A 24445-nucleotide genomic window follows, 5' to 3' on the forward strand; every position below is an offset into this window, starting at 1 on the left:
GCCCGCGCCGCTGGCGCGGCCTCAGGGCGCCGTGGCCGCGGGCACTTCGGGTGGCCAGACCACGTCGCTCACGCGCCGCGGCGTGCCGATGGGCGGGCCACCCCCGCCGGCCTGAAGGGCGGCGATGTCCTGCTCGCTCGGGTACTGGCCGAGCAACAGGTAGTCGAACACGCGGCGCGCGATGGGCGCGGCCGCGGCGGCGCCGAAGCCGGCGTTCTCCACGATCACCGCCAGCGCCACGCGCGGCTCGTCGGCCGGCGCGAAGGCGAGGTAGAGCGAGTGGTCGCGCTGGTGCTCTTCGAGCTTGCGGGCGTCGTAGCGCTCGCGCTGGCCGATGGTGACAGCCTGCGCCGTGCCGGTCTTGCCGCCGCTGGTGTAGCCGGCGCCCGAGAACACGCGCGCCGAGGTGCCCTCGGTGGTGACGGCCTGCATGGCGCTGAGCACCACGCGCACGTGCTCGGGCTTGAAGTTCAGGTTCTCGGTTGGCGCCGTGGGCAGCGGCTCGACCTGGCCGGTGAGCGGGTTGCGCCGCGCCAGCGACAGGTGCGGCGTGCGCTTGATGCCACCGTTGGCCAGGGTGGCCATGGCGTTGGCCATCTGCAGCATGGTGAAGTTGTTGTAGCCCTGGCCGATGCCCAGCGAAACGGTCTCGCCCGCGTACCAGCGCTGGGCCTCGGGGCGCTTGTAGGTGTCGCGCTTCCATTGCTGGCTGGGCAGCACGCCGCGCACCTCGCCTTTGAGGTCGATGCCCGTGAGCTGGCCGATGCCCAGGGGCTTCATGAAGTCGTGGATGGCGTCCACGCCCATCTCGTTGGCCAGCGAATAGAAGTAAACGTTGCTCGACTTGATGATGGCGCGGCGCATGTCCACCGCGCCCAGGCCGCCGTCGCCATGGCTGCGGAAGCGGTGGTTGCCCAGCATCCAGTAGCCGGGGTCGTTGATGGCGGTCTCGGCCTTGCGCGCGCCGGTCTCCAGCGCGGCCATGGCCATGAAGGGCTTGTAGGTGGAGCCCGGCGGGTAGGTGCCGCGCAGGGCCCGGTTGAGCAGCGGCTTGTCGATGGACTCGTTGAGCGCGCGCCAGTTGTCCACGTCGATGCCCTCGACGAAGAGGTTGGGGTCGAAGGTGGGCTTGGAGACCAGGGCCAGCACCTCGCCGTTGCGCGGGTCGATCGCCACCAGGGCGCCCCGGCGCTCGCCGTACAGCGTCTCGACCAGGTTCTGCAGCTTGGCGTCGATGGTGAGCACGACGGTGTCGCCTGGCGTGGGCGGCGTGGCCGCGAGCGAGCGCACCGCGCGCCCGCCGGCCGAGGTCTCCACCCGCTCGAAGCCGGTGGTGCCGTGCAGGGTCTGCTCGTGCTGCTGCTCGGCGCCGAGCTTGCCGATGTACTCGGTGCCGCGGTAGTTGGCCTGGTCTTCCTCGGGCCAGTCGGCGATGAGCTCCTTCTCGCGTTGGTTGATGCGGCCGATGTAGCCGATCACGTGGCTGGCGGTTTCGCCGATGGGGTAGTGGCGCAGCAGCCGCGCGCGCACTTCCACGCCGGGGAAGCGGTAGCGCTGGGCCGTGAAGCGCGCCACCTCCTCGTCGCTCAGCCGGGTGCGGATGGGCAGGGAGTCGAAGCGGTGCGATTCCTCCAGCAGCTTGCGAAAGCGCCGCTCGTCGCGCGGGGAGATGTCCACCAGCTCGCGCAGGCCGGCGATGGTCTCGTCGAGGTCCTCGACCTGCGAGCGCGTGATCTCCAGCGTGTAGGCCGAGTAGTTGCTGGCCAGTACGCGGCCCTCGCGGTCGACGATCTGGCCTCGGTTGGGCACCACCGGCAGCACCGCCGTGCGGTTGCTCTCGGCCTGGGCCATGAACTCCTCGTGCCGGGTCACCTGCAGCCAGGTCATGCGCGCCACGATCAGGCCGAAGGCGAACAGCACCGTCAGCGCGATCACGATCACGCGCTGGCGGAACTGCCAGATGTCCGCGTCGACGTTGCGCAACTCCGTCATGGCCGAGCCTTCGGGGTCAGAGGGGGCGGTTGTCGTCCGGGTCGGGTGCGCGGCGCTGGGGGGCCAGCAGCATCACCGTCACCACGGGCCAGAGCATGGCCTCGAACAGCGGCGAAAGGAAGTAGGGCCAGCCCGGGAAGCTGCCGCCGGCCAGCAGGCGCACCACCATGCCGATGAGGTGTGCCGCCACGAACAGCGGCAGCACCTGCAGCGACTGCGCCGGCACCGGGAACCACAGCAGCCGCCGGTGCATGGCCACGGCGCCGAAGGCCATGACGGTGTAGGACAAGGCGTGCTGGCCGAGCAGGGCGCCCTGGTGCACGTCCATGACCAGGCCGAAGAAGAAGGCCGTGCCCACGCCGATGCGCAGCGGCTGGTGCACGCACCAGAACACCAGGCTGAGCGCGAGCAGGTCGGGCACCCAGGCGGCGCGGCCGAACAGGCCCATGTTGAGCAGCATGTTCAGCGCCAGCGCGCAGATCAGGCTGAACCAGATGAAGACGGGGTTGGCGGGCAGCAGCAGCTGCTGGCCAGGGCGCATGATCATGGCCGGGACCCCTGACGGCCGGGCCGGCCGGCGGCCTTGGCGCCCGGCACGGGGCCGGTCTGGGTGGCGTCCGCGGCGGGTGCGGCCGCGGGGGGCGGCGGCAGCTGCGCGCCCGCGGGCTCCAGCACCAGCACGTGCAGCGCGCCGTCCATGCGGGCCAGGGCCTCGGCGCGGATGCGCATGAAGGACGAGCCGCTCTGGCGCTCCACGGTGGTGACGCGCGCCACCGGCAGGCCGGGCGGGTACACCGCGTCCACGCCGCTGGTGGTGAGCAGGTCGCCTTCGCGGATGTCGGTCTCGGCCAGGGTGTAGCGCAGTTCCAGGCCGTCGCCGTCGCTGGCCGGCTGGCCGTAGGCCACGCTGCGCACCCCGGAGCGCACGTCGAGCACGGGGATGGCCTGGTCGCGGTCCACCAGCAGGCTGACCTCGGCGATCAGCGGGTACACGCGCGTCACCTGGCCCAGCACACCCGACTCGTCGATCACCGGCGCACCGGCCACCACGCCATGCGTCTGGCCGCGGTCGATGACCACGCGGCGCGAGTACGGGTCGGCGGCGTCGTAGACCACCTGGGCGCCGATCGCCCCGGCCTTCACGCGCTCGCGCATGGACAGCAGTTCGCGCAGGCGCTGGTTTTCATTCATCAGCTGGTCCACCTGCAGGCTGCGCGCGGCCTGGTCGGCCAGGCGGCGCACGGCGTCGGCCTCGTTCTGCTGGGCCGTGTGCAGGCTGGTGACATAACCGCCGGCCGCGCCCACCAGTTGCACGGGCTGCAGCACCGCCCACTGCACGGGGTACAGCGCCGTGGCCAGCGCCGCGCGCACGGGCTGCGCCACGCGAAAGCGCAGGTCGGCCACCATCAGGAACAGCGCCACGGCGCTGAACACGATCAGCTTGGACAGGGCAGAGGGGCCCTGCTTGAAGAACGGCGGTGGGGTGCGGTCCAGCGTGCCCAGTGGCATGGCGGCTCGCCGCGCGGAACGCGGCCCTTATTCGCTGGTGAAGATCGTGCCCAGGCGCTCCATGCGCTCCAGGGCCATGCCGCAGCCGCGCACCACGCAGGTCAAGGGCTCCTCGGCCACCAGCACCGGCAGGCCGGTTTCTTCGGCCAGCAGGCGGTCCAGGTCGCGCAGCAGGGCGCCGCCGCCGGTGAGCATCATGCCGCGCTCGGCGATGTCGGCGCCGAGTTCGGGTGGGGTCTGCTCCAGCGCGTTCTTGACCGCGCTGACGATCTGGTTGAGCGGTTCGGTGAGGGCTTCCAGCACCTCGTTGGAGCTGATGGTGAAGCTGCGCGGCACGCCCTCGGAGAGGTTGCGGCCCTTGACCTCCATCTCGCGCACTTCGGAGCCCGGGAAGGCCGAGCCGATTTCCTTCTTGATGGCCTCGGCCGTGGGTTCGCCGATGAGCATGCCGTAGTTGCGGCGGATGTAGGCAATGATGGCGTCGTCGAACTTGTCGCCGCCGACGCGCACGCTGCCCTTGTAGACCATGCCGCCCAGGCTGATGACGCCCACCTCGGTGGTGCCGCCGCCGATGTCGACCACCATGGAGCCCGAGGCGTCGGAGACCGGCAGGCCGGCGCCGATGGCCGCGGCCATGGGTTCCTCGATCAGGTAGACCTCGCTGGCGCCCGCGCCCAGGGCCGATTCGCGGATGGCGCGGCGCTCTACCTGGGTGGAGCCGCAGGGCACGCAGATGATGATGCGCGGGCTCGGCTTGAACATCGAGCGCGGGTGCACCATCTTGATGAACTGCTTGAGCATCTGCTCGGTGACGGTGAAGTCGGCGATCACGCCGTCCTTCATCGGGCGGATGGCCTCGATGTTGCCGGGCACCTTGCCGAGCATGGCCTTGGCTTCGCGGCCCACCGCCTGGATGGTCTTCTTGCCCTGGGGACCGCCTTCGTGGCGGATGGACACGACCGAGGGCTCGTCGAGCACGATGCCCTTGTTGCGCACGTAGATGAGGGTGTTGGCGGTGCCGAGGTCGATGGCCAGGTCGGTCGAGAAACTCCGACGGAACGCTTCAAACATGGTGGGTGAATCCTGTGGGATGCGTCAGCTCACGCGCACGCGTGCAGCCGGGGGTGGGGCCGGGGTCGGACCGGGGCATCGGGGCTAAGTGATTGATTCGGTGGCGAAAACCGGGCCCAAAGGCCGGCTCCGCTGAACGCAGGATAATACCCGAACGCCTGTGTACAACCGCATCAAAACAGGCCTGTTTGCCCCTCAAACGGGCCGTTTTGCATCCGGTTGCAGGCCCGAGCCGCCCTGGCGGCGCGGGTCCCCTCATCCCCCAGCACCATGTCCCTGACTCTCAACGACATCGGGCGCATCGCCCACCTGGCGCGCCTGGAACTCGACGCCGAGCACAGCGAGCGCCTGCTTGGCCAGCTCAACGGCTTCTTCGACATCGTCGAGCGCATGAAGGCCGTCGACACCGCCGGCGTCGAGCCCCTGGCCCATCCCACCGCCGTGATGGAGGACGTGGCCCTGCGCCTGCGCCCCGACGTGGTGAGCGAGCCGAACGCGCGCGAGGCCAACCAGAAGAGCGCCCCGGCCGTGGAAAACGGCCTGTTTCTGGTGCCGAAGGTGATCGAATGAGCGCGCCGGATCTGCACCAGATGGGCGTGGCCGAGCTGGCCCAGGCCATTGCCGACAAAAAGACCAGCAGCACCGAGGCGACGCGGCACCTGCTGACGCGCGCGAAACAGCACGAGGCCCTGGGCGCCTACCTGGCGGTCGACGAAGAGGTCTCGCTGGCCCAGGCCCGGGCCGCCGACGCGCGCATCGCCGCCGGCGAGCGCACGCCGCTGCTGGGCGTGCCGATCGCGCACAAGGACATCTTCGTCACGCGCGACTTTCCCACCACCGCCGGCTCGAAGATGCTGGCGGGCTACCGCAGCCCCTTCGACGCCACCGTGGTGGCCCGGCTCGGGCAGCAGGGCGCGGTGACCCTGGGCAAGCTCAACTGCGACGAGTTCGCCATGGGCTCGGGCAACGACAACTCCGCCTTCGGCCCCGCGCGCAACCCCTGGGACCCGGCCCGCGTGCCGGGCGGCTCGTCGGGCGGCTCCGCCGCGGTCGTGGCCGCGCGCCTGGCGCCCGCCGTCACCGGCACCGACACCGGCGGCTCCATCCGCCAGCCCGCCGGCTTCTGCGGCGTGACCGGCATCAAGCCCACCTATGGCCGCTGCTCGCGCTACGGCATGGTGGCCTTTGCGTCCAGCCTGGACCAGGCCGGCCCCATGGCGCGCAGCGCGGCCGATTGCGCCACCCTGCTCACGGCCATGGCCGGGCCCGACATCGACCGCGATTCCACCAGCCTGGACCACCCGGCCGAGGACTACGGCCGCCTGCTGGGCACGGCCTGGGGCGAAGGGCGCGACGGCGCCAGCGCCGCGCAGCCGCTCAAGGGCCTGCGCATCGGCATCCCCGAGGAATGGATGAACTGGGCGGACGACGCGCCGACCACGGACCAGCGCGTGTCCGGCGACGTCACCCTGCAGGTGTCGGGCGCGCTGAAGCAGCTCGAGGCGCTCGGCGCCAGCCTGCGCCGCATCCGCCTGCCGCGGACCGAGATGTCCATCCCGGCGTACTACATCATCGCGCCCGCCGAGGCGAGCTCGAACCTCAGCCGCTACGACGGCGTGAAGTTCGGCCACCGCGCCGCGAAGTACGACGACCTGCTCGACATGTACAAGAAGTCGCGCAGCGAGGCCTTCGGCGCCGAGGTGCAGCGGCGCATCATGATCGGCACCTATGTGCTGAGCCACGGCTACTACGACGCCTACTACCTCAAGGCCCAGCAGATCCGCCGCCTCATCGCGCAGGATTTCCGCGCCGCCTTCGCCGAGTGCGACCTGATCGCCGGGCCGGTTGCGCCCACGGTGGCCTGGAAGATCGGCGAACTGGCCGACGACCCGGTCGCCGCCTACCTGGCGGACATCTACACCCTGCCCGCCTCGCTCGCGGGCCTGCCGTGCATGAGCGTGCCGGCCGGGCTCGGCGCCACCAGCGGCCTGCCCGTCGGCCTGCAGCTCGTCGGCGACTACCTGAAGGAGGCCGAGCTGCTGCAGGTGGCGCACGCCCTCCAGCAGGCCACGGACTGGCACACGCACGCCCCCGCGGGGTACTGACCATGAGCAAAGCAAGCCCTTCCCTGCTGGTGCACGGCTACGAGGTCGTCATCGGCTTCGAGACGCACACCCAACTGGCCACGCGGTCCAAGATCTTCAGCCGCGCGGCCACCGCCTTCGGCGCCGAGCCCAACACCCAGGCCAGCGCGGTTGACCTGGCGCTGCCCGGCACCCTGCCCGTGATGAACCGCGAGGCCGTGGCCTGCGCCATCCGCCTGGGCCTGGCCGTGGGCGCGCACATCGCCGAGCGCAGCGTCTTCGCGCGCAAGAACTACTTCTACCCCGACCTGCCCAAGGGCTACCAGATCAGCCAGTACGAGATCCCGGTGGTGCAGGGCGGCGCGGTCAGCTTCTACCTGGGCGACGAAAAGAAAACCGTGCGCCTGGTGCGCGCGCACCTGGAGGAAGATGCCGGCAAGAGCCTGCACGAGGACTTCATCGGCCAGAGCGGCATCGACCTCAACCGCGCGGGCACGCCGCTGCTGGAGATCGTGACCGAACCCGACATCCGCTCCAGCGCCGAGGCCGTGGCCTACGCGAAGGAGCTGCACAAGATCGTCACCTGGATCGGCATCTGCGACGGCAACATGCAGGAGGGCTCGTTCCGCTGCGACGCCAACGTCTCGGTGCGCAAGCCCGGGGCGCCGCTGGGCACGCGCCGCGAGATCAAGAACCTGAACTCGTTCAAGTTCATGCAGCAGGCCATCGACTACGAGGTGCGCTGGCAGATCGAACAGATCGAAGACGGCCACGCCATCGAGCAGGCCACGGTGCTGTTCGACCCCGACACGGGCGAGACGCGCGCCATGCGCACCAAGGAGGACGCGGCCGACTACCGCTACTTCCCCGACCCCGACCTGCCGCCGCTGGTGGTGGCGCGCGACTGGGTGGCCGAGGTCAAGGCCGCCATGCCCGAGCTGCCGCGCGCCATGGCCGAGCGCTTCGTGCAGCAGTACGCTTTGCCCGAGTACGACGCCACCACGCTGACGCAAAGCCCGGCGATGGCGGCCTACTTCGAGGCCGCGGCCCAGGCCAGCGGCCAGGCCAAGATGGCCAGCAACTGGGTGATGGGCGAGGTCTCGCGCCGGCTCAACAACGAAGAGAAGGGCATCGCCGACGTGCCCGTGAGCGCGGCGCAGCTCGCCGCCCTGCTCCAGCGCATCGCCGACGGCACGGTGTCCAACAACGCGGCCAAGCAGGTGATGGATGCGCTGTGGACGGGCGAAGGCGCCGAGGTGGACGCGGTGATTGAGACCAAGGGCCTCAAGCAGGTCAGCGACAGCGGCGCGATCGAGAAGATCATCGACGAGGTGATGGCCGCCAACGCCGACATGGTGGCCCAGTTCCGCGCCGGCAAGGACAAGGCCTTCAACGCCCTGGTGGGCCAGGCCATGAAAGCCAGCAAGGGCAAGGCCAATCCGCAGCAGGTGAACGAGCTGCTGCGCCAGAAACTGGGGTGAGACCTCCCGCCGAGGCCGCTGTGCGTGGCCGGGGGCCGGTTCAGCGGCTCTGCGCGGCCCAGAGCTGCTTGAGCTTGGCCAGCTCTTCGTCGAAGCGCGCGTTCACGCGCTGCTTCTCCTGCGTCTGGTCGACCAGGAAGCGCTTCTGCACGTCCATCTGCTTGTCGTTGTCCTCGACCTTGCGCCGCAGCCACAGCGGGGCCTTGGTCAGGTCGCCCTGGTAGAACTCCAGCTCCTGCGCGATGCCCTTGCGTTGTTCGATCAGGGCCGCTTCGCGCTTGTGCACGGCGGCGATCACGTCGTCGATCTGCGCCAGCGCCTCCTGGCGCTCCTTGTCGTGCACGCCCTGGTTGGGGTAGCGGATCAGCAGCGCGCGCTCGCGCCGGCGCTCCTCCTGCACGCGGGCCTGCTCTTCCTGCTCGGCGCGGCGCTTGGCTTCGACCTTCTCGCGCTCCTCGCGCGTGTAGCTGGGCGGGATCACCTCGCGCACGGTGCCGGTGCGGCCCAGGCGCTGCTGCTCGCGGTCCAGGCAGTCGACGATGGGGCGGTCGGAGGTGATGCGCCGGCCCTTGCTGTCGGTGCAGGTGTAGATGGACTGCGCGTTGTTCTGCGCTTGCGCGCCCAGCGACAGCAGCAGCAGGGCCGCCGCGCCAGCGAGTCGGTGGCGGCGGGGCAGGGACATCGGCAGCGGCAGGCGGTTCATGGTGATGGGGTTGGTCAGTTCACGCCGTAGCGGGCCCGGTAGGCCAGCACGCGGTCGCGGTGCGCCGCGACCTCGCCGCCCGCCTGGGCGGTCAGATACTGAAGCAAATCATCGAGCTTCGCAATCGAACAGACCTGCAGGCCTAGCTGGCGTTGCACGTACTGCACGGCACTGTGATCGACGTCGCGGACCACGCCGTCGGGGCCGGGCTCGGTGGCCTTCTCCTGGCGGTCCAGCGCAATGGCCACGGCGCTCGGCGTGGCGCCGGCGGCGCGGATCAGGGCGATGGACTCGCGCGCGGCCGTGCCGGCGCTCATCACGTCGTCGACGATCAGCACGCGGCCCTGCAGCGGCGCGCCCACCAGGGTACCGCCTTCGCCGTGGTCCTTGGCTTCCTTGCGGTTGTAGGCAAAGGGTACGTTGCGGCCCAGGCGGGCGAGCTCGATGGCCACCGCCGCGCCCAGCGGGATGCCCTTGTAGGCCGGGCCGAAGATCATGTCGAAGGCGACGCCGCTGTCGAGCAGCGCGCGTGCATAGAATGCCGCGAGCCGGCCCAGCTTGGCGCCGTCGTCGAACAGGCCGGCGTTGAAAAAATAGGGCGAAAGGCGCCCGGCCTTGGTCTTGAATTCGCCGAACTTCAGTGCGCCGGCCTCGACGCAGAACTTCACGAACGCCTGGGCCAGCGGCTCATCGGCCGCGCCTGCCATCACCATATGAGGACTTCCTTGTGTTCAATCTGACCAGCCTCAACCTCAACGGCATCCGCTCGGCCACCACCAAAGGCCTCGAAGACTGGCTGGCGAAAAGTGCGCCGGATTGTATTTGCATGCAGGAAGTGAAGGCCCAGGCGGCCGATGTGGCCGGTCGCTTCGAGGAACTGGCCGGGATGCGCGGCCACTTCCATTTCGCGCAGAAAAAGGGCTACGCGGGCACGGCTGTCTTCACGCGCCACGAGCCGAGCGCGGTGCTCACCGGCTTCGGCACGCACGAGTTCGACGACGAGGGCCGCTACACCGAACTGCGCTTCGACACGCCCAAGCGCAAGCTGTCGATCATCAGCGTGTACTTCCCCAGCGGCTCGTCCGGCCCCGAGCGGCAGGAATCCAAGTACCGCTTCCTGGCGGCCTTCTTCCCGCACCTGGTGACGCTCAAGTCCCAGCGCGAATTCATCCTCTGTGGCGACGTGAACATCGCGCACACGCAGAACGACCTGAAGAACTGGCGCAGCAACCAGAAGAACAGCGGCTTCCTGCCCGAGGAGCGGGCCTGGATGACCCAGCTGTTCGCCGAGGTGGGCCTGATCGACGTCTACCGCCAGCTGCAGCCCGACACCACCGACGCCTGCTACACGTGGTGGAGCAACCGCGGCCAGGCCTGGGCCAACAACGTGGGGTGGCGGCTGGACTACCACCTGGCCACGCCGGCGATGGCCGCGCACGCGCGCACCGAGGCCATCTACAAGGCGCAGCGCTTCTCGGACCACGCGCCGATCACCATCGGCTACGACTTCACGCTCTGAGAGGGCCACCGCGCCCGGGCCGCCGGCCCGCGGTGCGCGCATGCCCCGATCAAAGACAAGCTACCCATGACCGACTTCCCCCTGCGCCTGGCCACGCGAAAGAACGGCACCCGCGACGGCGAACTCATGCTCGTCAGCCCCGACGCCCGGCGCTGGGCGCCGGCCGCGGGCCCCGCCCGCACCCTGCAGGCCCTGCTCGACGACTGGGCCGCCCTGGCCCCCGCGCTGGACCAGCAGCGGCGCGGGCTGGACGCCAGCGGCTGGGCCGCGGCGGCGCCGTTCGAGGCGTCCGCCTGCATGGCCCCGCTGCCCCGCGCGTTCCAGTGGGCCGACGCCTCGGTCTACCGCAACCACGCCCGCCTGATCTACCAGTGGCGCCAGGAGCCTATTCCGCCGCGCTACGAGGAAGAACCCCTGGTCTACCAGGGCGGCTCGGACGGGATGATCGGTCCCGAAGACCCCATCGTCGCGGTCGACGAGGCGCACCAGATCGACCTGGAGGCGGAGATCGCTGTGGTGACGACGGACGTGCCCATGGGCACCACGGCGGCCCAGGCGGGCGGCTGCATCGCCCTGGTCGTGCTGCTCAACGACGTCTCGCTGCGGGGCCTCATTCCCAGCGAACTGGCCAAGGGTTTCGGCTTCTACCAGAGCAAGCCGGCCACCAGCTTCGCCCCCATTGCGCTGACCCCCGCGGCCCTGGGCGCCGCCTGGAAGGACGGCATGCCCGACCTGCGGGTGCGCATCCGCCTCAACGGCGACTGGTTCGGCGAGCCCGCGGCCAACGAGGACACGGTCTTCAACTTCCCGCAGATCATCGAGCACCTGGCGCGCACGCGCGACCTGGGCGCGGGCAGCATCGTCGGCGCCGGCACGATCAGCAACGCCGACCCGCGCTCGGGCAGCGCCTGCATCACCGAGGCCCGCGTGCGGGCGCAGCTGGGTGGCGCGCCCGAGGCCGATCTGCCGCGCTACCTGCGCCACGGGGACCGCGTCACCATCGAGGCGGTTGGCGCGGACCCGTCCGACGCCCTGTTCGGCGCCATCGACCAGCGCGTCGACGTCCGAGGGAGGCGCTGAGCGATGCTGCGCTACCGCACCATTCCCGTCACCGCCTTTGCCCAGAACTGCTCCATCGTCTGGTGCGACGAGACGATGGAGGCCGCCGTCATCGACCCGGGCGGCGACCTGGACACACTGCTGGACGAGGCGCGGCGCCTGGGCGTCGCACTCAAGGCCATCTGGCTCACGCACGCGCACATCGACCACGCGGGCGCCACGGCCGAGCTGGCGCGGCGCCAGTCGCTGCCCATCGTGGGCCCGCACGAGGGCGACCGCTTCTGGATCGACGCCCTGCCGCAGCAGGGCGCGATGTTCGGCTTCCCGCCGGCGGAGACCTTCACGCCCACGCGCTGGCTGCACGATGGCGACACGGTGCGCATCGGCCGGTGTGAACTCGCGGTGCGCCACTGCCCGGGCCACACGCCGGGGCATGTGGTGTTCCATTCGAAGGACGCGCAGCGCGCCTTCGTGGGCGACGTGCTGTTCGTGGGCAGCATCGGCCGCACGGACTTCCCGGGCGGCAACCACGCGCAACTGCTGGCCAGCATCCGCGAGCGGCTCTGGCCCATGGGGGACGAGACGGTGTTCATCCCCGGGCACGGGCCCGAGGGCCGCTTCGGGCAGGAGCGGCGCTCCAACCCCTTCGTGGGCGAGCGGGCCTGAACCTCAGCCCTTGCGGGCCTGTTCGTACAGGCCCTGCACCTTGGGCACGTTGGCCTCGAGCTGGCGGATGCGCTCCGGGCCTGTCGGGTGGGTGGACAGGAAGCCCGGCGCCGCGCCGCCGCCGGCCGCGGCCATCTTCTGCCACAGCGTGACGGCCGCGCGCGGCTGGTAGGCCGAGCGCGCCGCGAGCTCCAGGCCCACCAGATCGGCCTCGGTTTCGTCGTCGCGGCTGTACTTCAGGCTCAGCAGCTGCGTGCCCAGGTTGGCCGCCACGTCGCCGAGCTGGCCCAGCCCCAGCAGCTGCGCGGCGATGGACAGCCCGATGCCGGTGGCGTTGGTCTTGGCCACGCGCGAGCGCGCGTGTTCGCGCAGGGCGTGCGCCATCTCGTGGCCCATGATCATCGCGGCCTCGTCGTCGCTGAGCTTGAGCTTGTCGAGGATGCCGGTGTAGAAGGCGATCTTGCCGCCGGGCATGCAGAAGGCGTTGATCTGCTCGCTGCGGATGAGGTTGACCTCCCACTGCCAGCGCGTGGCGCGCTTGTTCCACTGCGGCGAATGCGGAATGAGGCGCCGCGCCATGTTGCGCAAGCGCAGGACTTGCGGGTCGCCGCCGGCCACCAGCGCGCCCTTGGCCTTGGCCTCGGCCATCATCTGGCCGTACTGCTGGGTGGCGGCGTTTTCCAGCTCCTCGGCGGGCACCAGGTTGCGCAGGGCCGAGCCTTGCCCGACGTCGACCTGCGCGAGCGCCGGCGCGGCGGCGGCCGCACCGGCGGCGAGCACGAAGGCGCGGCGCGCCGACCACACCGTTTCGGCGCGGGGCGGGGCGGGGTCACGGGTCTTGAGGTCGCAGAGGAAGCACATGGGCGAATAATAGGCAAAGCCGCGCGCGCCTGCGTGACGGCCTTCCACCATCCATCGCATGCCGACCGACGCCCACCCGCCCACGCCCGCCGCCGATCAACGCCTGTCGTGGGCCCAGACGCTGCGCGTCTACCTCGAACCCGCCAGCCTGCGCATGTTCGCGCTCGGCTTCTCGGCCGGCCTGCCGCTGCTGCTGGTGCTGGGCACGCTGAGCTTTCGCCTGCGTGAGGCCGGCATCGACCGCACCACCATTGGCTACCTGAGCTGGGTGGGCCTGGCCTACGGCTTCAAGTGGTGCTGGGCGCCGCTGGTGGACCGGCTGCCGATCCCGCTGCTGACGCGCGCGTTGGGGCGGCGCCGCAGCTGGCTGCTGCTGTCGCAACTGGCCATCGTGGCGGGGCTGGTGGGCATGGCGCTGGTCGACCCGCGCGCCGGGCTGGACGCCGTGGTCTGGTGCGCCCTGGCGGTGGCCTTCGCCTCGGCCACGCAGGACATCGCGCTGGACGCCTTTCGCATCGAATCGGCCGACACCCAGCGCCAGGGCGCGCTGGCCGCCACCTACCAGACGGGCTACCGCCTGGCCATGATCTGGGCCGGCGCCGGCGTGCTGTGGCTGGCCGCGCGCGCCGAAACCGCGGGCGGTGGCTACCAGCAAGGCGCCTGGTCCACGGCCTACCTGGCGATGGCCGCCAGCATGGCCGTGGGCGTGCTCACCGTGCTGTTCTCGCGCGAACCCGTGCGCGTGGAGCTGCCGCCCGCGCGCGACTTCCGCGAGTGGCTGCGCACCGCCCTGATCGAGCCCTTCGCCGACTTTCTGCGCCGCTACGGCAAGCACGCGGTGCTGGTGCTGGCGCTGATCGGCGTCTACCGCATCAGCGACGTGGTGATGGGCATCATGGCCAACCCCTTCTACGTGGACATGGGCTACACCAAGGACCAGGTGGCCGCGGTGAGCAAGGTCTACGGCGTCATCATGACCCTGCTGGGCGCCTTCATCGGCGGCGCGCTGTCCATGCGCCTGGGCGTGATGCGCGTGCTCATGCTGGGCGCGGTGCTGTCGGCCGCCAGCAACCTGCTGTTCGCCTGGCTCTCCGGCCAGACGGCGAGCCTGGCGGCGCTGATCCTGGTCATCTCGGCCGACAATCTGAGCGCGGGCGTGGCCTCCGCGGCCTTCATCGCCTTCCTTTCCGGCCTCACGAACGTGAGCTACTCGGCCACGCAGTACGCGCTGTTCAGCTCCATGATGCTGCTGGCGCCGAAGTGGGTGGCGGGGTACTCGGGCGCCTTCGTCGACCACTTCGGCTACACGCCCTTCTTCATCGGCACGGCCCTGCTGGGCCTGCCGGTGCTGCTGCTGATCTGGCTGGCCACGCGCTGGCTGCCGGCGCCGTCCGCTGCCGCGGCGGCCCCTAGCGCTGACTCACCAGCCAGGCCCGGATCGCCGGCTTGACGACCTTGCCCAGCGCGGTGCGCGGCAAGGCGTCGACGCGGTGCCAGTACCGCGGCCACTTGTAGCGCGCCAGGCGGCCCTCCAGCGCGGCGGACACGCCGCTCTGCCAGTCCTCGGGGGCGGTCTCGCGCAGCACCACCACGGCCACGCAGGCCTCGCCCCAGCGCTCATCGGGGCGGCCCACCACGGCGCACTCGGCCACCCAGGGGTGCTCGGCCAGCAGCTGCTCGATCTCGGCCGGGTAGATGTTCTCGCCGCCCGAGATGATCATGTCCTTGGCGCGGCCCACCACCACGTAGCTGCCGTCGGGGTCCTGGCGCGCCAGATCGCCGCTGTGGAAGAAGCCCTCGGCGTCCAGCGCGGCGATGTCGGGCCAGTACAGCCCCACCACGTTGGGGCCACGCACGCAGATCTCGCCCACGCGGCCGCGCGCCACGGGCTCCCCATCGGCGCCGACGAGCCGGATCTCCACGCCCGGCGCGGGCCAGCCGCAGGAGCCCACGTGGTCCATGGCCTCGGCCGGGCCGAGGGCGATGGAGAACGGGCCGGTCTCGGTGCTGCCGTAGACGTTGCACACCGGCAGACCGCGCGCGTGGCAGGCCCGCAGCAGGTCGGCCGGCAGCAGGCTGGAGCCCGCCCACAGGGCGCGCAGGCAGGACAGGTCGGCCCGGGCCCAGCGCGGGTGCTGCACCAGGGCCTGCAGCGTGGCGGGCACCTGCAGCGTCAGCGTGGGGCGCGAGGCGGCCAGGGCGTCGAACACGGCGCCGGGGTCGAAGCGGCGGTGCAGCAGCACGGTGGCGCCGCTCGAAAGCGCGGGCAGCGTCTGGATGCACAGGCCGCCCACATGGAACAGCGGCAGCGCGGTGAGGACCGTGTCCCGCTCGGTGATCTCCTGCACCTGCGCGGCGATGGCAATGTTGGCGAGCAGGTTGGCCTGGGTGTGGACCGCCCCCTTGGGCTGGCCGGTGGTGCCCGAGGTGTAGACCAGCAGCACCGGGTCGTCCGGGCCGCCCTCGTGGGGCGTGTGGCCGTCCGGGGGCTCGGTGGGCGGCTCGTCGCCGCTCTCCAGGGCCTCCACGGGCATCGCCGCGAGGCCGTGCGCGGCGGCCAGCGCGCGGGCCGGTTCGGCAAAGGCCTCGTCGTGCACCAGCAACACGGGGGCGCTGTCGTTCAGCACGGCGGCCCATTCGGCGGGCGCCAGGCGGTGGTTCAGCGGCACCAGCAGGGCGCCGCGCCGGGCCAGTGCGAACAGCAGGGCGATCTGTGCGGGGTGGTTGAAACCCAGCCAGGCCACGCGCAGGCCGCGCTCCACGGGCAGGGCCTGCGCCAGCACCCGGGCGCGCTGCGCCAGCGTGGCGTAATCGAGGGACTGCCACTGCGGATCGCCGCCGTCCCAGCGCAGAGCGAGGTGGCGGGGATGGATCTGGGCGCGTTGCGCGAGCAGCGCGTCCAGGGTGTCGGCGGCGGTCGTCGGCATGGACAGGGGCATGGCGGGGGCGGGGATGGTCACCGGGCGGCGGACATGGAGAGCACCATGATTTACCCAACTTTACGTGCAGCGCAAGGCCGGTTCATCCCGCGGGTGCAGCATCGGCCGCTCCGGCAGCCACCGCTACACTGAACCGCATGACGACCGCCCACCTGCTGATGATCGAGGACGACGCCCGGCTGGCCCAGATGGTGCAGGAGTACCTGGGGCAATCGGGCTTCGCGGTGGCCCACGCCGCCGACGGCGAAAGTGGCTTGGAGCAATTGCCGCTGGTGCAACCCGAGTTGGTCATCCTCGATCTGATGCTGCCCGGCATCGACGGCCTGGAGGTGTGCCGGCGCATCCGCTCGCTGAGCACCGCGCAGGCGCGCGTGCCGGTGCTGATGCTCACCGCCAAGGGCGACCCGATGGACCGTGTCATTGGCTTGGAGCTGGGGGCCGACGACTACCTGCCCAAGCCCTTCGAGCCGCGCGAGCTGCTGGCGCGCGTGCGCGCCGTGCTGCGCCGCCGCGCCGAAAACGGGGGCAACGGCGGCAGCCGCGCCACGCCGGTCATGCGCTTCGGTTCGCTGGAGATCGACCGCGACGCGCGCACCGTCACCGTGGCCGACCAGCCGGCGGAGCTCACGTCCTACCAGTTCGATCTGCTCGTGGCCATGGCCGAACGAGCGGGACGCGTGCTCACGCGCGACCAGATCATGGAAGCCGTGCGCGGCCGCGAGCTGGAGGCCTTCGACCGCTCGATCGACGTGCACATCGGGCGCATCCGCGGCGCCATCGAGGCGGACAGCAAGAACCCCAAGCGCATCCTCACAGTGCGCGGCGTGGGCTACGTGTTCGCCAAGCAGCAAGACTGAGCCCGGTGAGCCTGTCGCTGTTCGGCCAACGCCTGTACCTGCGCATCTGGCTGGCGGTGGTGGCCGCCGTGACCGTGCTCACGCTGGTGGTGGGCTGGCTGTGGCAGCAGACCCTGGAGCGTGACCGCGAGGAGCGCGAAGCGCGCGTGATGCGCACCATCATCGTGGAGAACACCGCGGGCGACGTGCTGGGCGATGCGCCCGCGCGGGCCGAGCGCATCCCCGGCGAGGGCTGGCGCTTCGAGGTGATCATGCGGGACGGCGAGAAGCTCTACGTGATGCTGCCGTTCTCCAACCGCGGCGCGCCCTCCAACCCGGGCAGCCGGGCGCCGGCCTGGCTGCTCACGCCCGCCGGCTTCGCCTGGCTGCTCGGCCTGGTGGCCCTGGCGGTGGCGCTGGGGGCCTATCCCATCGTGCGCCGCCTCACCAAGCGCCTGGAGACCTTGCAGAAGGGCGTGGAGCGCTGGGGTGCGGGCGACCTGTCCACGCGCCTGTCGGTGAATGGGCAGGACGAGGTGGCTTTCCTGGCCAAGCGCTTCAACGTGGCGGCCGAGCGTGTGCAGACGCTGCTGCAGTCGCACAAACGCCTGCTGGCCAATGCCTCGCACGAGCTGCGCTCGCCGTTGGCGCGCATCCGCATGGGGCTGGCGCTGATCGGTAGCGACCCCAGCCAGCAGGCCCAGCGCGCCGAGATCGCGCGCAGCATCGACGAGCTGGACCAGCTCATCGATGAGATCCTGCTGGCGAGCCGGCTCGACCTGAGCGATCCCTCGGACCCGGCCGCGCTGGGCCCGGAGGAAGAGGTGGACCTGCTGGGCCTGGCCGCCGAGGAGTGCGCGCGCGCCGGGGCCGAACTCGAGGCCGCGCCGGCCGCGGGCGGGGTGGTGGTGCATGGCCACGCCAAGCTGCTGCGCCGCGTGCTGCGCAATCTGCTGGAGAACGCGCGCCGCTACGGCCGCGGTGCCGGCAAGGCCGATGCCGAGGTGCGGCTGGGCCTGAGCGTGCGCGACAGCGGCCGGTCGCGCACGGCGGTGCTGACGGTGGACGACCACGGGCCGGGCGTGCCGCCCGAGCTGCGCGAGCGCATCTTCGAGCCCTTCTACCGTCTGCCGGGCGCCAGCGAGCGCGAAGGCGGCGTCGGCCTGGGCCTCGCGCTGGTGCGAACGATCGTCGAACGCCATGGGGGCGCGGTGCGCTGCGAGGACCGGCCGGGCGGCGGGGCACGGTTTGTGGTCACGCTGCCGGCCTGAACGGCCGTTCGGTTCCAGGGTGACGCCGCCTGCTTCCCCCAAATTGGGGATGCCATCGGCGTGGGAGACCCGTGAGAATTCGGCAGTTGCTGTCACGACACCCGTTCAGAGCCGAGGTATGTGCCTGCCGCATATCTGACCAGGCCCGAGACACCGGATTGATCAGGTCTCCCAACGACGTCCTCTCGAGGACTTGGCAAAGCCACCGAAAGGTGGCTTTTTTTTGTTCAGGCCGACCCGGTGGGTGCGAGCGGGGCCTGTGGATCGGTGTGCAGCCAATCCACCACCTCGCCCGCCGGCTGGTAGCCCTGCACCGCCTGCTGCAGCAACGCGCGAATGGCGTTGACGTCGTTGGACCGCATGGCGGTGTCCAGGGCTTCCAGCAGGCCCAGCAGCGTGTCGGGGGGGAGCAGCGCTTCCTGGGCGCGCAGGATGCGCGGGTGTTGCGTGGGCAGCGGGTTGTCGCCGATCAACAGTTCCTCGTAGAGCTTCTCACCGGGCCGCAGGCCGGTGATCTGGATCTCGATCTGGCCCCAGGGCTGCTGCTCGTTTTTCACTTGCAGGCCGGAGAGTTCGACCATGCGGTGGGCGAGGTCGACGATGCGCACCGGCTCGCCCATGTCGAGCACGAAGACGTCGCCGCCCTCGGCCATGGCGCCGGCCTGGATGACGAGCTGCGCCGCTTCGGGGATGGTCATGAAGAAGCGCGTGATGTCGGGGTGCGTGACCGTGACGGGCCCGCCGGCGGCGATCTGCCCGCGAAACAGCGGCACCACCGACCCGCTGGAGCCCAGCACATTGCCGAAGCGCACCATGCTGAACACGGTGCGGGCGGCGTGCCGCTCGGCCAAGGCCTGCAGCACCAGCTCGGCCAGGCGCTTGCTGGCGCCCATGATGTTGGTGGGGCGCACGGCCTTGTCGGTGCTGATGAGCACCATGTGGCGCACGCCGGCCTCCAGCGCGGCCTGGGCCGTGGCCCAGGTGCCCCAGACGTTGTTGCGCAGGCCCTGCACCGCGTTGTGCTCCACCAGCGGCACGTGCTTGTAGGCGGCGGCGTGGTAGAGCGTGTGCGGCTGCCAGGCCTTGAGGATCTGGCCCATGCGGTCCTCGTCCTGGACGGAAGCCAGCAGCGGAACGACCTCCATGGCGTCGGTGTCCACCCGCTGCATGAGTTCCTGGTGGATGGCGTACAGGGCGTATTCGCTCTGTTCGATGAGCAGCAGGGTGCGAGGCCGCAGCGAGGCGATCTGGCGGCACAACTCGCTGCCGATGCTGCCGCCCGCGCCCGTGACGGCGACCACCTGATCGCGGATCAGCTTGTCCAGCAGGGCGGGGTCGGGCGTCACGGGCTCGCGACCCAGCAGGTCCTCGATGTCGAGCTCGCGCAGGTCGCTGAGGTTGACGCGGCCCGAGGCGAGGTCGGACATGCCGGGCAGGGTGCGCACGTGCAAGGGCAGGGGTCGCAGCGATTCGAGGATCTCGCGCCGGCGCTTCTGCGAGGCCGAGGGCAGGGCCAGCAGCACGTCGGTGGCGCCGATGGCGGTCACCAGTTCGCGCAGCTTGTCCGGCCGGTAGACATTGCGTCCGTCCAGGCTGTTGCCCTGCAGGGCCGGGTCGTCGTCGATGAAGCCGAGCAGCCGGTGTTCGGGGCTGCGCGCCAGCGCGGCGGCCAGCTGTCGGCCGGCGGTGCCGGCACCGTAGATCAGCACGCCGGGCAGCTCCTTGCGCATCAGCACCTTGCGGTACAGGCCGCCCAGCCAGACGCGAACGAACAGGCGGCTGAGGCCGATGAAGATGAACAGCAGCAGGGGCTGGATCACGCCCACCGAGCGCGGCACGCCGGGCACGCCGATGGCGGTGAAGACCGTGGCGTAGAACAGGCCATAGAGCGCCATGGCCTGGCCCAGGCTGAGCATGGCGTTCCAGCCGGCGTAGCGGAAGATGGCGCGGTACAGGCCGAAGCGGGCGAAGAGGGGGATGGCCATTGGCACCGAGCCGATCACGGCCCAGAGGTAAGGCATCTCCAGGCGCAGCCAGACCTCCAGCCGCAGGTACAGGGCGACCCAGACGGCGAGCACGCACAGGGCCACGTCGACGGCCACCGCGAATGCCCGCTTCAGCATCCGCGGCATGTGCAGCAAGGCGCCGGCCAGGCCCTCGTCGGCGTGGCCGCTCGATCGGGGTTGCACGTCGTTCATGAACGGCCCTCGCCCGGGGCGACGATGGTGTCGTCGGGCAGGTGCACCCCATAGCCGAGGGCGGCGCCGGCTTGCAGCCAGGCCCGCTCGCCGATGGTGCTGCCGCCGGCCATGGTGGCATTGGCGCCGAGGTGGCCGAAATTCGCGACCTGCGCGTGGTGGTCGACCACGGCGCCGACGTTCACGATGGCGCCTTCGCCCAGTCGGGCCTGCGTGCCGAGCACGGCGCAGGCCATGAGCGCCGTTCCGGCGCCCAACACGGCGCTGGGCGAGGCGAAGGCGCGGGGGTGCACGAGCGTGGCCAGTTCGAGCCCGGCCGCGCGCGCGCGCGCGCAGAGCGTCTGGCGGGTGCGGTTGTGGCCGATGGCCACATGCACCGAGGGGACGCCGCGGGCGGGCAATTGCTCGAGCAGGGCCGTCGGGCCCCAGACGGGTACGCCCATCACGTCCGTGCCGGCGGGCTGTTGGTCATCGAGGAAGGCCTGGACGTCGTAGCGGCCGTCCAGGCGCACGAGCTCGAGCACGCTGCGGCCATGGCCGCCGGCTCCAACGATGACGAGCGGCATCGGCTGGCTCATTCGACCTTGTCTCCCTGGGTGTCCGATGGGTCAGTGCTGCACGCCCTCGCGCCGCAGCACCTTCACGGCCGTGAGCCAGAGGATGCGCAGATCGAAAGCCAAGCTCCGGCGCCGAAGATACTCGATATCCAGGGCGACCTTCTGTGGAATGGGCAGCTCGTCGCGGCCATTGATTTGCGCCCACCCGGTGAGCCCGGGAACGAGTTCGTGCACGCCCGCTTCGGTGCGCAGGGCAATCAGGTCGTCCTGGTTGAACAGCGCCGGCCGCGGGCCGACAAAGCTCATGTCGCCCTTGAGGATGCTCCAGAGTTGCGGCAGCTCGTCCAGGCTGGTCTTGCGCAGGAAGGGGCCGATGGGCGTCAGCCAGCGCGCCGGGTCGTCGAGCAGATGGGTGGCCACCGCAGGGGTGTCGGTGCGCATGCTGCGGAACTTGGGCATGCGAAAGAGGCGGTTGCGTCGGCCCACGCGGTCGCTCCAGTAGAGCGCGGGGCCGGGGGAGGTGAGGCGCACCGCGAGCGCGATGAACGCGACGGGCAGCAGCAGCAGCAGCGCCGCCGGTACGCCCAGCGCAAGGTCGAACAATCGCTTGCTCATGTTGGCAGCCCCATTGCGGCGCGGCGAAGGCCCTCGTCTACCGATACGGGAGGCGCCCACCCCAGGGTGTTGCGGGTGTGCGCGATGTCGACCTGCAGGCTGCCCAGCAGCCGCTGGGCCACGGCGCGTCGGCCCACGAGCGCTGCGCCGATTCCCAGCAGCGAGACCGGCACCGGCAGCAGGCGTGCGGGGCGACCCAGGGCCTGGCCCATGCGCTTGAGCAGCTCGGCCGTGGACAGATCCTCGCCATCGCTGGCCAGGAAGGTCTGGCCGGCCGCTGCGGGATGGTGGATGCAATGCGCCAGCAGGTCCACCAGATTGTCCAGCGCGACCAAGCTTCGGCGGTTCGCCGTCACGTCGCCCAGCGGCAGCGGCCAGCCGCTTCGCACAGCGCGCATGAGGGCCGCGAAATTGGCCTTTACGCCAGGGCCATACACCAGGGGTGGTCGGACTATCACGATTTCCATGCCGCTGGACGCACCCAGTTCGCGCAAGCCGTCTTCTGCCTCGCGCTTGGATACGCCGTAAGGATCGAGCGGGGCCGGCACATCGTCGAATCGGAAGGCGCCTCCCGGGGGCGTCTGTTCACCATTGACTTTGATGCTGCTGACAAAGACGAAGCGCCGTACGCCGACGGCCGCCGCTTGGCGGGCCAAGTTCAGGGTGCCGGCGGTGTTGGCCAGGCGAAAGGCCGCCAAAGGATCGGCGGCCTGTTCGTCCATCACATGCACGCGCGCAGCCAAATGAACGACGGCGCGCTTGTGGACCAGGCAGCCGGACCAGTCCTGGTCGGGGGTCAACTCCATGGCTGCGATGGGCGTGCCCGACGCGAGCTGGCCAGATCGACGCGCTGTACCCAGCACCCGATGGCCATCGCGCCGCAGTCGTGCGTCCAGCGCCTGTCCAACAAATCCGGTCGCTCCAGTCAGCAGAATGTCACCCGGGGCGGTGTTCATGGGAGCGCGGGCTTGGACCAAACGGTTCGGTTCACGTAGTCCACGTAGCTGAGCACGACCCGCAGCACCTGGGTGGACACGGCCGGCGTTTCGTAGTCGCTGACCGGGCGCGCTGGTCCGGCGGGGTCGCTGGTCACGACCCGGATGGCGTCCAGGACGCGCTCGCGCTTGAGCCCGGACATGATCAACACGCCGGCGTCCATGCCCTCGGGGCGCTCGTGCGCGTTGCGGATGGTGATGGCCGGAAAGCCCAGCAGAGCGCTCTCTTCGGTGATGGTGCCGCTGTCAGAGATGGTGCAGCGTGCTCGCGTCTGCAGGTGGATGTAGTCGTTGAAACCGAAGGGTTTGAGGAATTGGATTTTCGGATGGTGTTGGCGCGTGCCCATCGCATCCAGACGTTTGCGCGTTCGGGGGTGCACCGACACCACCACTGGCAGGCCGAAGCTGTCGGCAATGCCGTTCAGTGTGTCAAGCAGGTCATCCAGATTGGCCTCGCTGTCGACGTTTTCCTCGCGGTGGGTGCTGACAATGAAGTACTGGCCGGCTTCCAGGTTCAAGCGCTCGAGCACGGTGGATCGTTCGATGCCGTCGCGGTAGTGGTCCAGCACCTCGCGCATGTGGGAGCCCGTCTTGATGATGGTTTCCGGCCGGATGCCCTCGGCGATCAGGTAGCGGCGCGCGTGCTCGGTCAGGACCAGGTTGATGTCGCTCAGGTGGTCCAGAACCTTGCGGTTCAACTCTTCGGGCACGCGCTGATCAAAGCAGCGGTTGCCCGCTTCCATGTGGAACACGGGGATTTTTCGCCGCTTGGCCGAGATCACCGAGAGGCAGGAATTGGTGTCGCCATACAGCAGCACGGCATCGGGCTGTTCCTGCGCCATGACGGCATCTGCGCGCTCGATCACTCGGGCGATGGTCTGGGCGGCGTTCTCGCCAGCGGCGTCGAGGAAGTGGTCCGGCTTGCGAATGCCGAGGTCGTCGAAGAAGACCTGGTTGAGCTCGTAGTCGAAGTTCTGTCCGGTGTGCACCAGCACATGCCGGGTGTGCGCGTCAAAAGCGGCGATGACGCGCGACATCTTGATCAGCTCGGGGCGCGTGCCCACGATGGTCATGACCTTAAGCACGCAGCCGCTCCTGGATGTAGTTCAGCTTCATCAGCAGTTGTTTGACGCCGGGAATATCGAGCCGCTCCGCGTTGTGCGAGGTGTAGTCTTCCAGTGCGGACACACGGGTTTCGCCCTCGACGAAGTACTTGTTGTAGTTGAGATCGCGGTCGTCCGAGGGAACGCGGTAGTAGCGACCCATGTCTTGCGCCTTGCCCATTTCCTCGCGCGACAGCAGCGACTCATAGAGTTTTTCGCCGTGACGGGTGCCGATGATTCGCACAGCCGCCGGGCTCTTGAACAGTTCGAGCAGCGCCTGGGCCAGGTCGCCCACCGTGGACGCTGGGGCCTTCTGAACAAAGATGTCGCCTTGGCTGCCGTGCTGGAACGCGTGCAGCACCAGGTCGACAGAATCCTCCAGCGACATCAGGAAGCGCGTCATGGCGGGATCGGTGACGGTGAGGTCTTGGCCGGCCTTGATTTGGTCGATGAACAGGGGAATCACCGACCCGCGCGAAGCCATGACGTTGCCGTAGCGCGTGGCGCAGAGCACGGTTTCGTCGGGGCCGCGCATGCGCGACTTGGCCACCATCAGTTTTTCCATCATGGCCTTGGAGATGCCCATGGCGTTGATGGGGTACACGGCCTTGTCGGTGCTCAGCACGACGACGCGGCGTACCCCGGCCGCGATGGCGGCGTTCATGACGTTCTCGGCACCCAGCACGTTGGTGCGCACCGCTTCCATGGGATAGAACTCGCAGGACGGCACCTGCTTCAGCGCGGCCGCGTGGAAGACGAAGTCCACGCCATGCATGGCCTGGTGCACGCTGTCGTAGTCGCGCACGTCGCCGATATAGAACTTCAGCTTGGGGTGCGACAGCGCGATGCGCATGTCTTCCTGCTTCTTCTCATCGCGGCTGAAGATGCGGATCTCGCGCACATCGGTGTCGAGGAATCGTTGCAGCACCGCGTTGCCAAAGGAACCGGTGCCACCGGTGATCATCAGGACGCCATTGGAGAACATG

At 70.0% G+C, this 24445-nt stretch carries 23 protein-coding genes; 9 read left to right on the forward strand and 14 right to left on the reverse strand.

Features of this window, described 5'->3' with window-relative positions; genetic code table 11:
• Nucleotides 1-21: 21 nt before the first annotated feature.
• The 4 genes from mrdA to BHU06_RS15960 are packed head-to-tail and all read right to left on the reverse strand — an operon-like array spanning nucleotide 22 to nucleotide 4572.
• Nucleotides 22-1992 (reverse strand): penicillin-binding protein 2, encoded by a 1971-nt coding sequence (gene mrdA, locus BHU06_RS15945; RefSeq protein WP_070400196.1) that lies wholly within the window; start codon nucleotides 1990-1992, stop codon nucleotides 22-24.
• A gap of 16 nt (nucleotides 1993-2008) precedes the next feature.
• Nucleotides 2009-2539, reverse strand: coding sequence for a rod shape-determining protein MreD (mreD, locus tag BHU06_RS15950; protein WP_070400197.1), 531 nt, complete (start codon nucleotides 2537-2539; stop codon nucleotides 2009-2011).
• On the reverse strand, nucleotides 2536-3501 hold the full coding sequence (mreC, locus tag BHU06_RS15955) for a rod shape-determining protein MreC (RefSeq protein ID WP_070400198.1): 966 nt from the start codon (nucleotides 3499-3501) through the stop codon (nucleotides 2536-2538). Before mreC ends, mreD begins: the two co-directional genes overlap by 4 nt.
• Before the next feature lie 27 nt (nucleotides 3502-3528).
• On the reverse strand, nucleotides 3529-4572 hold the full coding sequence (locus BHU06_RS15960; RefSeq protein WP_009519392.1) for a rod shape-determining protein: 1044 nt from the start codon (nucleotides 4570-4572) through the stop codon (nucleotides 3529-3531).
• Between the two features lie 270 nt (nucleotides 4573-4842).
• On the opposite strand from BHU06_RS15960, the gene gatC reads away from it, so the two are divergent.
• The 3 genes from gatC to gatB are packed head-to-tail and all read left to right on the forward strand — an operon-like array spanning nucleotide 4843 to nucleotide 8137.
• Nucleotides 4843-5142: an Asp-tRNA(Asn)/Glu-tRNA(Gln) amidotransferase subunit GatC gene (gene gatC, locus BHU06_RS15965; RefSeq protein ID WP_070400199.1), complete on the forward strand. Its 300-nt coding sequence runs from the start codon at nucleotides 4843-4845 to the stop codon at nucleotides 5140-5142.
• Nucleotides 5139-6677, forward strand: coding sequence for an Asp-tRNA(Asn)/Glu-tRNA(Gln) amidotransferase subunit GatA (gene gatA / locus BHU06_RS15970; protein ID WP_070400200.1), 1539 nt, complete (start codon nucleotides 5139-5141; stop codon nucleotides 6675-6677). The genes gatC and gatA overlap by 4 nt, the downstream gene beginning before the upstream one ends.
• Before the next feature lie 2 nt (nucleotides 6678-6679).
• Nucleotides 6680-8137 carry an Asp-tRNA(Asn)/Glu-tRNA(Gln) amidotransferase subunit GatB gene (gene gatB, locus BHU06_RS15975; RefSeq protein ID WP_070400201.1) on the forward strand — a complete coding sequence of 486 codons (1458 nt, stop codon included), beginning with the start codon at nucleotides 6680-6682 and terminating at the stop codon, nucleotides 8135-8137.
• Between the two features lie 40 nt (nucleotides 8138-8177).
• Here the strand turns inward: gatB and BHU06_RS15980 are convergent, their stop codons facing one another.
• Complete coding sequence (locus BHU06_RS15980) at nucleotides 8178-8840, reverse strand: DUF4124 domain-containing protein (RefSeq protein ID WP_139147089.1); 663 nt, start codon at nucleotides 8838-8840, stop codon at nucleotides 8178-8180.
• Between the two features lie 14 nt (nucleotides 8841-8854).
• Nucleotides 8855-9553 carry an orotate phosphoribosyltransferase gene (gene pyrE, locus BHU06_RS15985; protein WP_070400202.1) on the reverse strand — a complete coding sequence of 233 codons (699 nt, stop codon included), beginning with the start codon at nucleotides 9551-9553 and terminating at the stop codon, nucleotides 8855-8857.
• Nucleotides 9554-9567: 14 nt separating this feature from the next.
• Between pyrE and BHU06_RS15990 the strand changes: the two genes are divergently transcribed.
• The 3 genes from BHU06_RS15990 (at nucleotide 9568) to BHU06_RS16000 (ending at nucleotide 12084) form a co-directional block, all read left to right on the forward strand.
• Nucleotides 9568-10359, forward strand: coding sequence for an exodeoxyribonuclease III (locus BHU06_RS15990; protein ID WP_070400203.1), 792 nt, complete (start codon nucleotides 9568-9570; stop codon nucleotides 10357-10359).
• Between the two features lie 66 nt (nucleotides 10360-10425).
• Nucleotides 10426-11439, forward strand: coding sequence for a fumarylacetoacetate hydrolase family protein (locus BHU06_RS15995; RefSeq protein ID WP_070400204.1), 1014 nt, complete (start codon nucleotides 10426-10428; stop codon nucleotides 11437-11439).
• Between the two features lie 3 nt (nucleotides 11440-11442).
• Entirely contained in the window at nucleotides 11443-12084 is a 642-nt protein-coding gene (locus tag BHU06_RS16000) for an MBL fold metallo-hydrolase (RefSeq protein ID WP_070400205.1), read from the forward strand.
• A 3-nt stretch (nucleotides 12085-12087) separates the two neighbouring features.
• On the opposite strand, the gene BHU06_RS16005 is transcribed toward BHU06_RS16000, so the two are convergent.
• Nucleotides 12088-12945: a M48 family metallopeptidase gene (locus tag BHU06_RS16005; RefSeq protein ID WP_070400325.1), complete on the reverse strand. Its 858-nt coding sequence runs from the start codon at nucleotides 12943-12945 to the stop codon at nucleotides 12088-12090.
• A gap of 58 nt (nucleotides 12946-13003) precedes the next feature.
• On the opposite strand from BHU06_RS16005, the gene BHU06_RS16010 reads away from it, so the two are divergent.
• Entirely contained in the window at nucleotides 13004-14395 is a 1392-nt protein-coding gene (locus tag BHU06_RS16010) for an MFS transporter (protein ID WP_070400206.1), read from the forward strand.
• On the opposite strand, the gene BHU06_RS16015 is transcribed toward BHU06_RS16010, so the two are convergent.
• Nucleotides 14355-15884: a class I adenylate-forming enzyme family protein gene (locus BHU06_RS16015; RefSeq protein WP_254668187.1), complete on the reverse strand. Its 1530-nt coding sequence runs from the start codon at nucleotides 15882-15884 to the stop codon at nucleotides 14355-14357. The two genes, BHU06_RS16010 and BHU06_RS16015, sit on opposite strands and share 41 nt — an antisense overlap.
• Nucleotides 15885-16021: 137 nt before the next feature.
• On the opposite strand from BHU06_RS16015, the gene BHU06_RS16020 reads away from it, so the two are divergent.
• The gene (locus BHU06_RS16020; RefSeq protein ID WP_070400207.1) at nucleotides 16022-16741 is read left to right on the forward strand and encodes a response regulator transcription factor; all 720 of its coding nucleotides are present in this window, start codon (nucleotides 16022-16024) and stop codon (nucleotides 16739-16741) included.
• 5 nt (nucleotides 16742-16746) lie between these two features.
• Nucleotides 16747-17991, forward strand: coding sequence for an ATP-binding protein (locus BHU06_RS16025; protein WP_070400208.1), 1245 nt, complete (start codon nucleotides 16747-16749; stop codon nucleotides 17989-17991).
• 227 nt (nucleotides 17992-18218) lie between these two features.
• Here the strand turns inward: BHU06_RS16025 and BHU06_RS16030 are convergent, their stop codons facing one another.
• The 6 genes from BHU06_RS16030 to BHU06_RS16055 are packed head-to-tail and all read right to left on the reverse strand — an operon-like array spanning nucleotide 18219 to nucleotide 24444.
• Nucleotides 18219-20189 carry a nucleoside-diphosphate sugar epimerase/dehydratase gene (locus BHU06_RS16030; protein WP_070400209.1) on the reverse strand — a complete coding sequence of 657 codons (1971 nt, stop codon included), beginning with the start codon at nucleotides 20187-20189 and terminating at the stop codon, nucleotides 18219-18221.
• Complete coding sequence (locus BHU06_RS16035; RefSeq protein ID WP_070400210.1) at nucleotides 20186-20767, reverse strand: acetyltransferase; 582 nt, start codon at nucleotides 20765-20767, stop codon at nucleotides 20186-20188. Before BHU06_RS16035 ends, BHU06_RS16030 begins: the two co-directional genes overlap by 4 nt.
• A 30-nt stretch (nucleotides 20768-20797) precedes the next feature.
• Complete coding sequence (locus BHU06_RS16040; RefSeq protein ID WP_070400211.1) at nucleotides 20798-21361, reverse strand: sugar transferase; 564 nt, start codon at nucleotides 21359-21361, stop codon at nucleotides 20798-20800.
• Nucleotides 21358-22317 carry an SDR family oxidoreductase gene (locus tag BHU06_RS16045; RefSeq protein ID WP_083293270.1) on the reverse strand — a complete coding sequence of 320 codons (960 nt, stop codon included), beginning with the start codon at nucleotides 22315-22317 and terminating at the stop codon, nucleotides 21358-21360. The genes BHU06_RS16040 and BHU06_RS16045 overlap by 4 nt, the downstream gene beginning before the upstream one ends.
• A complete protein-coding gene (gene wecB / locus BHU06_RS16050) occupies nucleotides 22314-23441 on the reverse strand; it encodes a non-hydrolyzing UDP-N-acetylglucosamine 2-epimerase (RefSeq protein WP_070400213.1) in 1128 nt (375 codons plus the stop codon). The genes BHU06_RS16045 and wecB overlap by 4 nt, the downstream gene beginning before the upstream one ends.
• A complete protein-coding gene (locus tag BHU06_RS16055) occupies nucleotides 23434-24444 on the reverse strand; it encodes a polysaccharide biosynthesis protein (protein WP_070400214.1) in 1011 nt (336 codons plus the stop codon). Before BHU06_RS16055 ends, wecB begins: the two co-directional genes overlap by 8 nt.
• Between the last annotated feature and the right edge of the window lies 1 nt (nucleotide 24445).

Origin of the sequence: Hydrogenophaga sp. PML113 (genome assembly GCF_001777155.1) — a bacterium.
Taxonomy (GTDB): domain Bacteria; phylum Pseudomonadota; class Gammaproteobacteria; order Burkholderiales; family Burkholderiaceae_C; genus Hydrogenophaga; species Hydrogenophaga borbori.